The sequence below is a fragment of the Frankia sp. AiPs1 genome, assembly GCF_023716945.1.
Lineage (GTDB): Bacteria > Actinomycetota > Actinomycetes > Frankiales > Frankiaceae > Frankia.
In genome coordinates this window covers 1-14,189 of the sequence record NZ_JAMQQF010000117.1, presented here as the reverse complement: position 1 = coordinate 14,189, position 14,189 = coordinate 1, and the positions used below count along the sequence as shown (strand labels likewise).

Genomic DNA, 14,189 nt, shown 5'->3' with positions numbered 1-14,189 from the left:
GCTCGTGGCCGCGGCGCGGACGATCGGCGCGGTCTGCGGCGGCACGCTCGCCGAGGCGGCCCGCCGGGCCGGCTGGCGGCTCGACCGGGCCCACCGCGATGCCCAGGACGCCGAGTATCTGCGCGACTACCAGAACCGGGCGGAGGTCGAGGACGCACTCGGTGAGCTGCTCGCCGAGGACGGGCCGGGCATGCCCTGGGCGGTGCACCTGCTCGGCGCGGGCGGCATCGGCAAGACGATGGTGCTGCGCTACCTCGCCTCGGGCACGTTCGCGGCCGCGCGGGACCTCGCGCCCTTCCCGGTGGCGCGCGTCGACTTCGACCATCTCGATCCCCGTTACCCCGAGCACCGGCCCGCCGAGGTGCTGCTCGCCCTTGCCGACGAGCTCGCCGGCTACGGGGCCAGCCGCGGCTGGTACTACTCGTACCGGCGCTTGCGCGACGCGGCGAACACCCTGCATGAGCAGCTCGGCCGCGCGGGTCCTGAGTCCGGGCCGCCCGAGCAGGTCTACGGCTCGGCGGTCTATCCGGACCACGGCCCGGTCCGGTCGACCGCGGGCGCGCTGCGGGCTGCCGCCGCGCAGACGATCCGGGGCCTGCTCGACGACGTCGTGCGCGCGTTCGCCCGGGTGCTGCGGGAACTGGGCCGCCCGCGCGTCGTCCTCGTGCTCGACACCTGCGAGGAACTCGCCAAGCTGTATGCCCCGGGCACCGCGGCCCCGGCCATCGACCGCACGTTCGACCTGCTGGAACGGCTGCACGCCGAGCTCCCGGGCGTCCGGGTCGTCCTTGCCGGACGCCGTCCGCTCGTTCCGTCGTCGGACAGGAAACAACGCGCCGGCGGGCCCGTCCTGCTGGCGCGCACGTACGTCCGGGTGGTCCCGGTCGCCGGTTTCACCGCCGCCGAGGCCCACCGCTACCTCGACGCACCGCGCTCCGTACTGGACGCCGGCCTCGTCGACGACACGGATCTTCACTCCTCTCGGGCGGCGGTCCTGCCCGGTCACCTGGGGCGCCGGCGCGGCGGCGCGTTGCGCACCGCGCTGCTGGAACGGGCTCGTATGCCGCCCACACCGGCGGGTGAGGTCCGCTACAACCCGTTCGAGCTGGCCGCCTACCGGGAGTGGATCGTCCGCGAGCCCGACCTCGACCCGGCCGTGCTCCGCGCCGCCGGCGACCCGCTGGTGGAACGGCGCATCATCGCCCGCCTCGCCGACGACAACGCCCGCGGCGCCCTCGCCATCGCAGCCGAGCTCGGCCGGTTCGACCTCGGCATGATCAGCCCCGCGCTGCGCCGGGCCGGTCTCGACCCGCAGGCCGCGTTCGACGGTCTCGCCGCCCAGGAGTGGACCCATGTCCGCGCGCTGGGCTCCCGGGGCGAACCGCTGGTCATCGAGGTCGACGAGCACCTTCGGGACCGCATCCGCGGCGCCGTCGCAGCCGCCGCCGAGCCCGAGCGGTACCCGCTGGACCGGGTCTGGCTCGGCCGGGACGCGGCCGCACTCGTCACCGCCGGCCCGCTGGCGGCGGTCACCGCCGAGGCCGTCGAGACCGCGGTGCGGCTGCTGCCGGTCGCGGACGCCGCCACCTTCTGGGCCGACCTGGAGGAACGGATCGTCGCATCCGGCGAATGGGGCTGGGCCGCCCAGGTCTGCGTGCGCGCCGCCGCCGTCGAACTCAAGCGCGCCGATGGCCCCACACCCTCCCCGGCGCCTTCTCCGGCGCCGCGCCCCTCCGACCCGCTCCGCCCCTCCGACCCGCTCCGCCCCTCCGACCCGCTCCGCCCCTCCGACCCGCTCCGGCCGTCCGACCCGGATCTGCGTGCGTCGAACCCGACGATCCTGGCGGCGATCCTCGCCACCCAGGCCGCGGCGCGCATCCATACCGGGCACCGGACCGAAGCCCAGACCCTGTGGGCCGGGGTGCTCGACCACGCGCCCCGCCACCCCCTCGCCGAGCAGGGCGGCGTTCTGCACGCGAGGGCTGTGCTCGGTCTACTCGCCTCCGGCGGGCTCGTGTTCGCGCCGTTCGGCGCGGACGCGGCGACGACAGCGTCCCCGATCTCGGTTGCGGCCGAGGCGTATGGGCGCATGGTGGAGCCACCCGGACCGCCGGATCCCCTGCCGTTCCGTCTCGGGACGGCCGATCCCTGGCCGACCCGACCCACGGATTCCCGCGAGTCGCTCGCCGGGTTCGCCCTCGATGCCCCGGCTGCCCTCGACGCCGTGCCGGCCGGTTCGCTGCTCGCAGCCGCGGAGTCCCTCGCGGAGGGCGCACTGCCCGATGCCGGACCGGCCAGAACCGGGGACCGGCTCGGCGTCAGCCTCGTTCGGCCCGACGTTCTGCATACCGGGCGCGGGGTGCTGGCGGGCTCCGTTCGGGCCTCGGTGGGGTCCGGGACGGGCATCTTCAGGGATCGATCGGGCCGCCTCCTTGCGTCGAGGCAGGACATCCGACGGGAGTTCGGCGATCTGCTCAGCAGCGCGCGCGGCGCGCTGGGCGCGGACGATCCGGGGGTCGTGCTGGCCACCGAACTCGTCGAGAACATCCTGGCTTTACGCCTTCCTGCTGCGGCGGGCGTGTCGCCAGCCGGACTGCTCGCGGCGATCGGGCGGTTCGAGCCGGCGGGCGCCCGGCAGTGGGCCGACTGGGTGGCGCCCCCCGGGCTGGTCGACCGCGCCCATCTCGCCGTGCTGCTGCTGCGCGCCAGCGACGTTTCACCGGTCGAGCCGCCCGGACTGTCCGCAGGCTGGCTGGACGAGATCCTCGGGCGCAGCGGCGACATCGACGCCGAGCGGCGCGTCGCCGCGGCCGTCCACCTCAACCTCGACCATCACGTGATCCCCCGCACCACGCTGGAACGCTTCGACGACCATCTCGACTTTGTGTCCGGGCGGCATCCGACAAGCTGGCTGCACCGTCAGATCCGCCCGCTCGCGGTCGAGGTCGCCGACGCCTGGGCACTCCTCGACGAGCCGCACCGGGCCGCCGAGATCATCGCCGGCTACCGCGAGGCGACGAGGGCGGACGGTGGCGACCTTGCCGCCGTCGAGCAGTGCGAGCTGGCCTTGCTGGCGCTGTGCCGGCGCTACCGGACCACCGAGTTCAGCCCGTCGATCCGCCAGCTCGCGCGGGCGGGCTCCGTACCGGTGCGGGCCGAGGCGTGGCTGGTGCTGGCCATGGTCAACGGGCAGCGGCCGGACAGTCCCGCGCAGGCGGGTACCTGGCATGCCTGGTGGCGCTGCCAGGACCACGAGTCGCTGACCCGCCGGGTGCGGTCGAATCCGCCCGTCGTCCTGCCTGCTCCGCCGTCGGCCGACGAACCGGGCCCGCCCGAGGGGACGGGCGTCGTGGATCGCCTCGAGTGGGCGACGCTGGGTCTGGGCGCGGGTGGGTTGACCGCCGAACCCTGGGTTCTTGATCGCCTCACCGACCCGCAGTCGCGGCTGCGTGGTGCCGCGCTGGTCCGGGACTCGCAGGGCCCGCCCTTCCCCCGGGGCATTCTCCAGCCGCCCGCTGTCGGCGACCTGGTCGCCCGGGCGATGTCCGCGCTGGCGCCGCTGACCGGAGCCCGCGCGGCGATGGCGGTCGCCGAGGTCCTCGCCCCGCGGCTGCCCGCGCACGCCGCCGCCCTGCTGGACCGTCCGTCCGATCTCGAGCCGCGTTCCGTGGCGGATCGGCTACGGGACGCCGGCGACGAGTTCGGTGCCCAGGCCGCCGCGGTGCTCGGCGCCCGCCTGCGCCAGCTCGCCGGGCAGGCGACTGCCCCACGGACCGCCCCACGGACCGCCCCACGGACCGCCCCCCGGACCGCCCCGCCGCGACTGGTCGCCTGGCCGGGCTGGCTCGCTCGCTTCGAGCTGGTGCGGGCCGGGTCGAGTCCGGGGTCGGCCCGGCGGGAGCACAGCCCGGCAGACGGCCCGGCGGACACGACTCTGCCGTCCCCGCCGCCCGAACTGTCCGTGGCCGTCGTGCCGCCGCCCCCCTGGATCGATCTGCTGCTTGGCGGGTTCGCTGCTGCCGTCCTCATCGACCGGGACGACGATCCCGGCCACGTGTCGGCGATGGCGCGACGGACGTCCGGACCGGCCATGATGAGCGGCCGTCCCCGGCGCGGGACGCGCATCGTGGTGGGGGCGGTCGCGGCGGTACTGCTGGTTGTGGTCGTGGCTGGACTGATCGTCGTGTTCTCGCGGTCCGGGCGCGTGGTCAGGACGGGCGAGGGCACCTCCTGGTGGGACGGGGACGGGGACGGGGGCGTGGCGCTGCCCGCCCTGCTGATCCCCGGCATCCTGCTCGTACTGGCGTCGGTGGCGACGTTGGCCACCTGGGCCGCCGGCAGCCTCCAGAAGGTGCTGGCGACGCTGTTCCCCGGGCGTGGCAGATCGCCTGGAGCCGGGCGTCGCAACGCCGCCTCCGTCCCACCGGACCGCCTCCGCCTGCGGGTCGGCCTGCCGATCCGGGTCCGGGACGGCCGGTACAGAGTTATTGCCCTGCCCCCGCGCCTGGTACGGCCGGTCGTCACCACGGAACCAGTCCAAAGCTGGTCGTTGTGGGCGGACCGGCCGTGGCCCCTCATCGACCGGGTCCTGCCCGCCCGGCTGCTGTGGCGGCTGGACGGGCAGGGGCGGCTCGACGGGCAGCGGCGGCTGGAAGGGCAGAGGGCGACGTTCGTACGCCGGTGCCGCTGGCGTGCCTGGGAGCGCCGGCGCCTGCGGCTGATCCCGCTCCTGGTCGAGGACGAGGCGCGGGGCGAGGACTGGGAACGGCGGCTCGCCGCGAGCGCACCACCGCAGTCCGCCCGCACGATTGTCTTCGCGCGCTTCGGGTCCAGAGGCTTCCAGTCGGTCGGCCACCAGCCTGCCGGCTCGGGGCCGGCAGGTACCTTCCGTGGTCCGCGTCACCTGCGGTCCGACGACGGCCTGGCTGGCTCGGCCGTCATCGCACAGGCGATCGGGACTCCCGTGCGCACCATGTCGGGGATGCGGTTACGGGTCAGCGACGACGGGTCCTCCCCATCCTCTCCATCCTCCTCGACCGCCGCGGAGGAGGACCTGCTGGGGATCGAGGACCTCGACGTCGGCGACGTCCACCTCGCCGTGCTGCAGGCCGACCCGATGGACGGCGCGGCGGCGCCCCTGGGTGAGGATCGGGCGGGCTTCATCGACCTGGCCATCGCCGCACTCGACGCGGGTGCCCCGGCGGTGCTGGTGATTCCGCCCCTGCCCGACGAGCTCGCGGCCGCGGCCGGTGCGGTGGTGCGCGAGACCTTCGATCTCGCGATGCGGGGCGAGCTCGGCCGGGCCGGACGGCTGCTGGCCCCGGTCTACGCCGCCCGTCGGGTCAAGGACCTGATCTACGAGGCCGCTTCCGACGACGGGCCGGCCCCCGTGGATGCCACCATGACGGTCGATCACCGTTCCCGTGGCGATCTCCGTCCCGGTGACGATGTGCTCCTGCTGCTGCCCTGACGGCACCTCCGTCCACTCGGGCGGGACATGCCCCGACGGCGATGGTCGCCGACGTCAGGGCGCGAGCAAATCGGCGAGGGTGAGGCCGGCGAGCGCGGGGTCGTCGCGGGCGGGCAGCAGGGCGATCACCTCGTCGGCGACGGTGGCGTCCGGGTCGCCGTCGGCGAAAGCGGCCTGCTCGGGGCCGGCGGCCAGGGCGGCGGCGATCGCGGCGGCGATCCGCGGGCGGTCGGACTCGACGTAGTCGGCGGAGGTCCAGGCCAGGGTGACGGCCTCGGCGCGGTAGTCGGCGAAGGCCGCCGCCCGCCCGTGTGCTCGCGCCAGCCGAGCCTGGCTGATCAGTGCCGTCATCGTCGGCGAGAGCCAGATGTCGTGCTCGGTGCGGGTCTCTACCCGCACGACCAGGTAGTCGAACCCGGTCAGCCGCCGATCCCCGGCACTGTGCGCGCCGCCGCCGGCAGCATCCGGGTCGCCGCGGACGGCGAGGCGGCCGTCGGCGCCGATCGTGAGTTCGCCGGGCAGCGAGCCTGGCGGGGCGTTCACGACGACGAGGTGGCCGGCCTGCACCGGCTGGCCGCCGCCACCGGGGCTGATCATCGCGTAGTGGACGCCGAGGACCGGTTCGTCGCCGGACGCGTCGATCAGCGAGTCCAGGCCGGTGGAGATGGCGTTCGCCACCGACGCCGCAGTGGCCAGCGGCGGCCCGAGCAGCTCGGCGAACCCGGCGACGAGCGAGGCGGCCGTGCCCAGCGGACCGGTCTGGGCCGCCTGGTAGACCGCCGCCTCGATTTCCACGGTGCCGCCGTTGAAGGGCAGCAGCGGGGTGATGGGGAAATCGAACTGGTCGCCGGGCACCGCCCAGGCGGCCGCCGGCCGCGAGAACGTCGTGAACGCGACCGGCGCGCCGGCGCCGAACGTCAGCGAAGCGCCGGCATGCAGCACCGGGAAACGGTCGTTTCCCCAGGTCCGCGCCCTAGCGAGGAAACCCTCGGCGAGCCACAGCCGCAGATATCCCTGCGCCGGCCAGATCGGCGCCGACCCGGGCGCCGGCAGAAAACACGTTGTCACATGCTCGGCGTCCGCGGCGAATCCGTTTTTTATGCGCGTCCACAATCCCCCCGCCATATCGCTCAGCCTAGCCTGGGCGGACATTCCTGCGGTCCGGGGCCGGAACAGTGGCGATGAATCAGGCCGCGCGCGGTCAGCGGCTGTCCACGGGCCGGAAGACGGCGACGGTGAATTCGCCGCCGGGCAGGTCGGCGAACTCCGCCCGCACCCGCAGCCCGCAGTGCACCGCCGCCGGGTCGACACCGACGATCCGGGCTGGCAGGCGCAGACCTGCCTGCTCGTCGAGTTCGACGAGGGCCACCACGTAGGGCAGGTCGTCGAGGTAGCCGGGCACGGTCGCCCGGTGCTGGACGATGAACGAGTAGACGGTGCCGGTGCCGGCGACGTCGACGAACCGGGTCGGCCCGGCGCACCGCCGGCAGCGTTCGAGCGGTGGTTGCAGCCACAGCCCGCACTGCCCGCACCGGCACATCGCCAGTCGGCCCTCGGCCAGCGCCGCCCAGAAGGGCGCGGTCACCGCGTCCGGTACCGGCTGCGGCGGGAGGCTGAGCGGATCGGCCGCCACGGCCGGGCGCTCCCCGTGTGTCGTGGTCACAGTGCCGCCGTTCCGTAGACGAGGGCGCCGCCGAAGGGGCCGGCCCCGGAGGTGACCAGCGCGGTCTCGGCGCCGCTCACCTGCCGGTCCCCGGCGTCCCCGCGCAGCTGCAGGACCGCCTCGTAATGGTGGTTCAGACCGTGGATGTAGCCCTCGGACAGCAGCCCGCCGTGCGGGTTGACGACGACGTCGCCGCCGTAGGTGGCCCGTCCGGCGCGGAAGTAGTCGCCCACCTCGCCCTTGGCACAGAACCCGAAGTCCTCGAAGGTCGCCATCACGGTGAACGTGAAGCAGTCGTACATGCAGGCGACGTCGATGTCGGCCGGGCGCAGCCCGGTGCGCGACCACAGCCGGGGCGCGGTGTCCCGGGAGTACATGCAGCTCAGGTCGTCCCACTGGTCGACCGAGCCGCCGAAGCGGTTGCTGTCGGCCGCGCCGAGCAGGTGGACGGGACGATGCGGCAGGTCCGCGGCCCGCTCGGCGCTGGTCACCACGATGGCCACCGCGCCGTCGATCTCGTAACAGCAGTCGAACAGCCGGAACGGCTCGCTGATCCACCGGCTGTTCAGGTAGTCGTCGAGGGTGATGGGGGAGCGGGCCACCGCGTGCGGGTTGCGCACCGCGTGGTCGCGTTCCTGCACCGCGATGGCGCCCAGGTCGGCCGCGGTCGAGCCGTACTCGTACTGGTGACGACGGCAGTACATCGCGAACCACTGGGGCGGCACGAGGTAGCCGTGCGGCCCCGCGAACTGCCCCTCGCCGTCGACCTCGACCCGTTCCAGCGCCCGGCCGTACCGGGTCTGCGAGCCGAGCACCCGGTAGACGACGACCACCTCCGCCTGGCCGGACAGCACCGCCGCGGCGGCCCCCGCCACGGTCGAGGTGACGATGTTGCCGCCGCCCAGGACGCTCAGGCTCCACCCGAGGTCGTCAACCCCGATGGCGTGGGCGACCTGGCTCGGGCCGGCGCTGTCGCCGGTCGAGTAGCAGGTGAAGCCGTCGACGTCCGCGGCGGTCAGCCCGCAGTCCGCGAGCGCCTCCCGCGCGGCCTGCGCGGCCATCGACAGCGTGGTGCGCCCCGAGGAGCGCACGAACGGCGACCGGCCGATCCCGACGACGGCCGCGCCCGCCAACGCATGACTCACTGCGCCTCCCGCCCCGTTCCCACGTCCCGAGGCGACGCCGACCCCCCCGAATCGACGCCGCCACCCAATGGCGAGTTTCTGACACTGAACTGCCAGAAGCGTAGCCGCGCGCGCCGACGGGGTCCAGCCCTGGTGCCGACCCGCCGGGCTCAGATCTCCAGGCCCGGCCAGGTCATGGTGACCGGGTGCGGATGCGGAAGATCGAGGAGCTGGACGAGGTACTGCTGCCCGATGTTGTTGATGCGCAACTCCTCGATCGTCGCCGGCGCCATCGCACCCGTCGCCCCGTACAGGTCGCCCAGCCGCCAAAGGATCACGGCCAGCCGGTAGGACGCGTAGACGAGGTGGAAGTCCAGGTGCTCGGCGTCGCGGCCGACGAGTTCCTGCCACCGGCGCACGGTCTGCACCGGGCTGCCGATGCCCGGTAATCGCTCGACGCCCACCGACTCCGTGCTGCTGTAGTCCATGACCGTCCACCAGGCGAGGTCCGATTCGGCACCGGCGAGGCACACCATGTCCCAGTCGAAGACCGCCGCCACGTCGAGCCCGCGGAACATCAGGTTCGGCAGCCGCGAGTCGCCCCAGGCCAGGGCGGTGACGTGGGTGGGCGGGACATGCGTGCGCAGCCACCGCTCGGCCCTGGTGATCACCGGATCGGTGCGTCCCCGCGCCACCCAGGCCGCGACGTCGAACCAGTGCGCCAGATCCTGGCGCAGGCCGTCGGGACCGAGGTGCGGACGGTCGAGGAACGCCACCTTCGCCGGATCGACCTGGTGCAGCCGGGCCATCACCTCGACCGCGTTGTGCCACAGCACGGCGCGATCGCCCGGGGGCAGGTCGTGCACCCAGCCGGTGGTGTGGAAGGGCGGGGTGTCCCCGGGCACCCGACCGTCGACGCGTTCCATCACGAAGAACGCCTCGCCAAGCAGGCCGGTGTCCGTCTCGATGCCCACGACCGCGGGGACCGGGATGCCCGGCTCGCGGCCCAGTACCCGGTACATCTCGGCGTGGACGGTGAGGTCGGCGTCCTTGTAGAGGAAGTCGGGGGAGTTGACCCGCACGACGTAGCCCGCCGAGCGGGCCACCCCCGCCTCGGTCCAGCTCGTCTCGCACAGCAGCGTCTCGTTGGCCACCCCGGCGGTCCCGGGCAGCGTCACCTCGGTGACGCGCAGATCGGACCGGTGCGGCAGGACCGCGGAAAACCAGGACTGGAGTGCCTGCCGCGTCTTTTCCGGATCGCGTTGACGGTCCCGGGTCGGCAGCCCGGATTCGATGTAGCTGGCGTTCGTTACCTCCGGCAACGTGTCCTCCTCGCGGTGGGGACGAATATGTGCCCGGCGGGATTTCTCGCCGAGCACCACAAAGGAGCCACTGGCACCCGCGGATGTGCCGCCGGATGCGGAACGTCCGCCGTTCGACTGGTCGCGGGAACGGTCATCACCTGCGCCGACCGGCGGGCGGCGGGATCGCGGCGGACCCGACGGCCGGCGATGATGCCGACGGAATGTATGGCAGTTGACTGTCAGAGTCAATGCTCGATCGGCGGGGCGATCGGGCTCGGCTTACCCGGCCGACGACCTCGACCGGAGTTGGTCACCGCCACATCTTGCGCGATTCGGTGCGATCATCCATAGTCTGGTCATCCCGGTCCGGCCCGGTCGTCAGAGATGGCAGTCTGATGTCATGAACTGGTCGACGAGGAGCGGCGACCTGGCTCGACTTCACGGCCGGCCATGGGGTTCCTCCCGGGCCGCATTCGGGAAACAGGAGGTGCGCCGCGATGCCGCAGCCAGATTTCTCGCCGCAGCCGTTCATGGTTCGCACGGATCAGGCCGTTCTCGACGATCTGCGCGACCGGTTGCGGCGTACTCGCTGGACCGATCAGATTCCCGGAACGGGGTGGGAACACGGCACCGACCTGGCCTACCTGCGGGACCTCTGCGAATACTGGGCGGACGGTTTCGACTGGCGGGCCGCCGAGGCCCGGATCAACCAGTGGCCGCATGTTCTCAGCACCATCGACGGGACGCCGATCCACGCCATTCACGCCCGGTCGCCGCATCCCGGCGCCGTGCCGCTGCTGCTCATCCATGGCTGGCCCGGATCGGTCATCGAGTTCCTCGACGTCATCGACCGGTTGGTGGACCCGCCCGCCCACGGCGGCGACCCCACGGAGGCGTTCCACGTCGTCTGCCCGTCCCTGCCGGGATACGGCTGGTCCGGGCCGACCCGGGAGGACGGCTGGCACATCCGTCGGGTGGCCGACGCCCTCGTCGAGCTGATGGCCCGCTTGGGCTACCGGCGCTTCGCCGCCCAGGGCGGCGACTGGGGTGGGATCGCCGCCAGCCTGCTCGGCGCGCACCATCCGGACCGGCTGCTGGCCATCCACCTCAACCTGGTCCTGGCGCCGCCGCCCGACGAGGCCACCATGGCGGCGCTGAGCGCCCCCGAGCTCGCCGCACTGGAGCGGGTCGCGCGGTTCACCGAGACCGAGACCGGCTATCAGGCCATCCAGGGCACCAAACCGCAGACGCTCGCCCACGGCCTGGCCGACTCGCCCGCGGGCCTCGCCGGCTGGATCGTCGAGAAGTTCCGGGCGTGGAGCGACTGCGACGGTGACGTGGAGAAGGCGATCAGCCGCGACGATCTGCTCACCAACATCACCACCTACTGGGTCACCGGCACGATCGGCTCGTCGGTGCGCCTCTACCGCGAGTCGATGCGGGCCGGCCTGTTCGGCCCGCCGGACCGGCCGGTCACCGTGCCGACCGGGGTCGCGGTCTTCCCGCGGGAGATCGTGACGCCGCCCCGGCGCTGCGTCGAGGCGCACTACGACCTGCGGTACTGGAACGAACTGCCGCGCGGCGGCCACTTCGCGGCGCTGGAGCAGCCGGAGCTGTTCGCCGGGGACGTCCGGGCGTTCTTCCGCTCATTGCGCGACGGGGCCCATGAGATCGGCTAGCGTCGCGAACTCGGCGGTGACGTAGGACCCGAGGCTGCGCGACGGCGCGCCCTGCAGCCAACGCTGCATCGCGCGCTGTTCGGCCAGGATCCCGATCGCGGCCAGCAGCTCGCAGCTTTCGTCGGGCTGCGCGAGGCCGCGCCGGGTGGCGACCGCCCGGGCGACGAGCGCCAGGTTGCCCTGCTGGTTGTCGTGTTCCTGGCCGCGCAGCAGGAACGACGAGGCGACGGCGACGTGGTAGAGCCTGATCCGTTCCCGCAGGCGGGCTATGCCGGGCGCGAGCGTGACGAAGGCCGCCCGCATCGCCTGGAACTCGCTCAGCGACTCCGGCTGGGCCAGGTACACGCCGACGAAGGAACGGATGTAGTCGTCCTCGCCGAAGAAGAGCACGGACTCCTTCGTCGCGAAGTAGCGAAAGAAGGTGCGGGGGGAGACGCCGGCACGCGCGGCGACCTGCTCGGTGGAGGTGGACTCGTAGCCCTGCTCGGCGAACAGTTCCAGCGCGGCGTCGACGAGCGCCTGCCGAACCCGGGCCTTGTGCTCGGACCAGGCCGCGGGGCGGGCGCGCACCGGTTGCGCGCTGCCGCGCACCGGCGTGCCGTCCACCGGGCGTCCCCCTCGTCTCCGACGACCTTCGACCGTACGGACGACCTGCCGCCAGGCGGACGAGCTGCCGCCAGGCGGGCGTCGGGCCGGCCCGCCTCGGCCTGGCGGCTGCGCGAAGCGGCCGGGCTAGCCGGCCCGCAGGTCGGAACGCTCGACGTAGACGTGGCCCACGTCGCCATCCCAGTCGCAGGTTGCCCAGTTGACAGCGTACGCGCGGCCGGGGGAGGCGACGCCGTAGGGAAGGCCGCCGGCGAACGTGGTCCACAGCCCGGTCCGGGTGGTCGCGGTCAGCTCGAGGCGCCGATCCGGCCAGGCGAGGCCGAAGGGCAGCACCTCCCCGGCGGCGACCAGTGCGTCGAGCCGGGGCACGTCGACGACCCGGACGTGCCTCAGCACGCCGGCCTCGACCACGTAGCCGCCCTCCAGCGTCACCGTCCCATCGGTCGACCAGTAGCGGGACAGCCCGAAGGCGCGGCCGCTGCCCGGGAACAGGCAGCCGGCGATGACGTGCCCGCCCCAGCCGTTGACCGAGTCGTCCCCGCGGGGGCCGCGGGAGTGGTCGCGCCAGCCGGTGCCGTCGAAGGCGACCTCACGCCGGCCCCACCGCACCGTGCCGCGGGCCCGGTAGAGCTGCTCGTAGTGCTCCTTCGCCCACTGCTGCTGGTCCATGCCGCCGCGGCCGGTCGCCGCCTCGGCCGCGGTGTGCGCATCCCACACCGGCGTCGCGCACTCGACCTCCAGGTCGAGCTGCAGGCGCACCTTCTCGCCGTCGTGGACGAGGCCAGTGCGCATGCTCTCCTGCGGCGTGCGCAGACAGAAACCGTCGAAGGTGATCCGCCAGCGCCGGAACGGCTCCAGGCAGACGAAGCGCAGGTTGGCGCCGGCCGGACGGCGGGCCGGATCGGTGCGGTGGTAGGCCCACATCGACAGGACGCCCTCGTCGTCCGGCAACGTGACGAGCGCGCGATCCTCCCACAGCTCCCAGGCGTCGGCCACGGTGCCCAGATGCAGCCACATGCCGATGTTGTGGGTCGGGTCGTAGGGGGTGAACAGGAGGTTCTCGGTCCAGGCCGGCACGGGCGGGCAGGACGCGACGACCTGCTCGCGCTCGGGCGGCAGGCCGGCGGACAGATCGGCGGACAGATCGGCGGGCGGATCGGCGGACGGATCAGCGGACAGATCGGTGACGCGCGGCTCGCCGCGCAGGGTGCTCATCGAAAGCCTCCGGTGAAGGTGCGGGGCGCCGGCGGAGGTACGGGGGCCACGCGTGCGCACGCTATCCGTTCAACGCCGTGGAGTCCGCTGAACTCTGGCATGAGACTGTCAGATTCGGCTCGGGTGGGACCCGGGACCCGTGGTGAGGTCGGCCGGCGTGCCGGCCGATCCGACTGACCCGCCGTCGCGCTCCGGTGGCACTTCCGTGCTGGTTGCGGGGATGGTGATCACACGCCGGGATGACACCATGACGGGTGCTTGCCGCCGGTCGCGCCGGCCCGGGCGGCCCTCGCGGAGGCTAGGGTGATTGGCGAGGATCGTCCCGATATGGGGAAGCTGGGGTGGTGACGATGGAACCGGACGCGGGTGGCGGGGAGACCGAGGTCGGACCGTGGTGGAGATCCCTGGCCGAGGAACATCCGTCGATCGATCTGAAGACGGACAAGCCGCATACGGCCCGCATCTACGACTACTTCCTCGGTGGTAAGGACAACTTCCCCGCCGACCGGGCCGCCGCGGAACAGGCGAGCGCCGCGTTCCCGAACGCCTCCCTCGCGGCCCGGCAGAACCGCGCGTTCATGGTCCGGGCGATCCGCCACCTCGCCGGCGAGGCCGGAATCCGGCAGTTCCTCGACATCGGTACCGGCATCCCCACCAGCCCGAACGTGCACGAGATCGCCCAGGCCGTCAGCCCACGGGCGCGGGTCGTCTACACGGACAACGATCCGATCGTCCTGGCCCACGCCCGTGCGCTGCTGGCCAGCACCCCGCAGGGCCGGACCGCCTACCTCGACGCCGATCTCCACGACCCGCAGGCCATCCTGGCGGCCCCCGAGCTGCGCGAGACCCTCGATCTGAGCCGGCCAATCGCCCTGTCGATGATCGCGGTCTTCCACTTCGTCCCGGACTCGGACGATCCGCACGGGATCATCCGCAGTCTCGTGGACGCGCTGCCGTCCGGCAGTTACCTGATCCTCACCAACGGCACCGCCGACTACGACCCGGCCACGCAGGACCTCGCCGTCGCCTACGACAAGCAGGGGATCACCGTGGGGGGGGGGGGGGGGCGGGGGGGGGGGGGGGGGGGGGGGGGGGGGGGGGGGGGGGGGGGGGGGGGGGGGGGGGGGG

At 73.4% G+C, this 14,189-nt stretch carries 9 protein-coding genes; 3 read left to right on the top strand and 6 right to left on the bottom strand.

The window, feature by feature from the left end:
• A partial coding sequence (locus ND748_RS13285) for a hypothetical protein (RefSeq protein WP_251746110.1) occupies positions 1-5,470 on the top strand: 5,470 nt, incomplete at its 5' end.
• Between the two features lie 54 nt (positions 5,471-5,524).
• Here the strand turns inward: ND748_RS13285 and ND748_RS13280 are convergent.
• From ND748_RS13280 to ND748_RS13265, 4 genes are all read right to left on the bottom strand, one after another.
• On the bottom strand, positions 5,525-6,595 hold the full coding sequence (locus tag ND748_RS13280; RefSeq protein WP_251746109.1) for a hypothetical protein: 1,071 nt from the start codon (positions 6,593-6,595) through the stop codon (positions 5,525-5,527).
• Between the two features lie 76 nt (positions 6,596-6,671).
• The gene (locus ND748_RS13275) at positions 6,672-7,133 is read right to left on the bottom strand and encodes an OB-fold domain-containing protein (protein ID WP_251746108.1); all 462 of its coding nucleotides are present in this window, start codon (positions 7,131-7,133) and stop codon (positions 6,672-6,674) included.
• Positions 7,130-8,194 (bottom strand): nonspecific lipid-transfer protein, encoded by a 1,065-nt coding sequence (locus tag ND748_RS13270; RefSeq protein ID WP_285902047.1) that lies wholly within the window; start codon positions 8,192-8,194, stop codon positions 7,130-7,132. The genes ND748_RS13275 and ND748_RS13270 overlap by 4 nt, the downstream gene beginning before the upstream one ends.
• A 233-nt stretch (positions 8,195-8,427) precedes the next feature.
• A complete protein-coding gene (locus ND748_RS13265; protein ID WP_251746106.1) occupies positions 8,428-9,579 on the bottom strand; it encodes a phosphotransferase family protein in 1,152 nt (383 codons plus the stop codon).
• A 479-nt stretch (positions 9,580-10,058) separates the two neighbouring features.
• Between ND748_RS13265 and ND748_RS13260 the strand changes: the two genes are divergently transcribed.
• Positions 10,059-11,240, top strand: a complete 1,182-nt coding sequence (locus ND748_RS13260; protein ID WP_251746105.1) for an epoxide hydrolase family protein — start codon at positions 10,059-10,061, stop codon at positions 11,238-11,240.
• Here the strand turns inward: ND748_RS13260 and ND748_RS13255 are convergent.
• Together ND748_RS13255 and ND748_RS13250 are read right to left on the bottom strand one after the other, a co-directional pair.
• Entirely contained in the window at positions 11,208-11,846 is a 639-nt protein-coding gene (locus tag ND748_RS13255) for a TetR family transcriptional regulator (RefSeq protein ID WP_251746104.1), read from the bottom strand. The two genes, ND748_RS13260 and ND748_RS13255, sit on opposite strands and share 33 nt — an antisense overlap.
• Positions 11,847-11,972: 126 nt before the next feature.
• Positions 11,973-13,061 carry a 6-phosphofructokinase gene (locus ND748_RS13250; RefSeq protein ID WP_251746103.1) on the bottom strand — a complete coding sequence of 363 codons (1,089 nt, stop codon included), beginning with the start codon at positions 13,059-13,061 and terminating at the stop codon, positions 11,973-11,975.
• Positions 13,062-13,411: 350 nt separating this feature from the next.
• On the opposite strand from ND748_RS13250, the gene ND748_RS13245 reads away from it, so the two are divergent.
• A partial coding sequence (locus ND748_RS13245; RefSeq protein ID WP_251746102.1) for an SAM-dependent methyltransferase occupies positions 13,412-14,189 on the top strand: 778 nt, incomplete at its 3' end.

Bases quoted from the DNA above. Each gene is read 5' to 3' on its own strand.
- ND748_RS13260 (WP_251746105.1), top strand. From the start codon at position 10,059: ATGCCGCAGCCAGATTTCTCGCCGCAGCCGTTCATGGTTCGCACGGAT.
- ND748_RS13270 (WP_285902047.1), bottom strand. From the start codon at position 8,194: ATGGCCGCGCAGGCCGCGCGGGAGGCGCTCGCGGACTGCGGGCTGACC.
- ND748_RS13280 (WP_251746109.1), bottom strand. From the start codon at position 6,595: ATGGCGGGGGGATTGTGGACGCGCATAAAAAACGGATTCGCCGCGGAC.
- ND748_RS13250 (WP_251746103.1), bottom strand. From the start codon at position 13,061: ATGAGCACCCTGCGCGGCGAGCCGCGCGTCACCGATCTGTCCGCTGAT.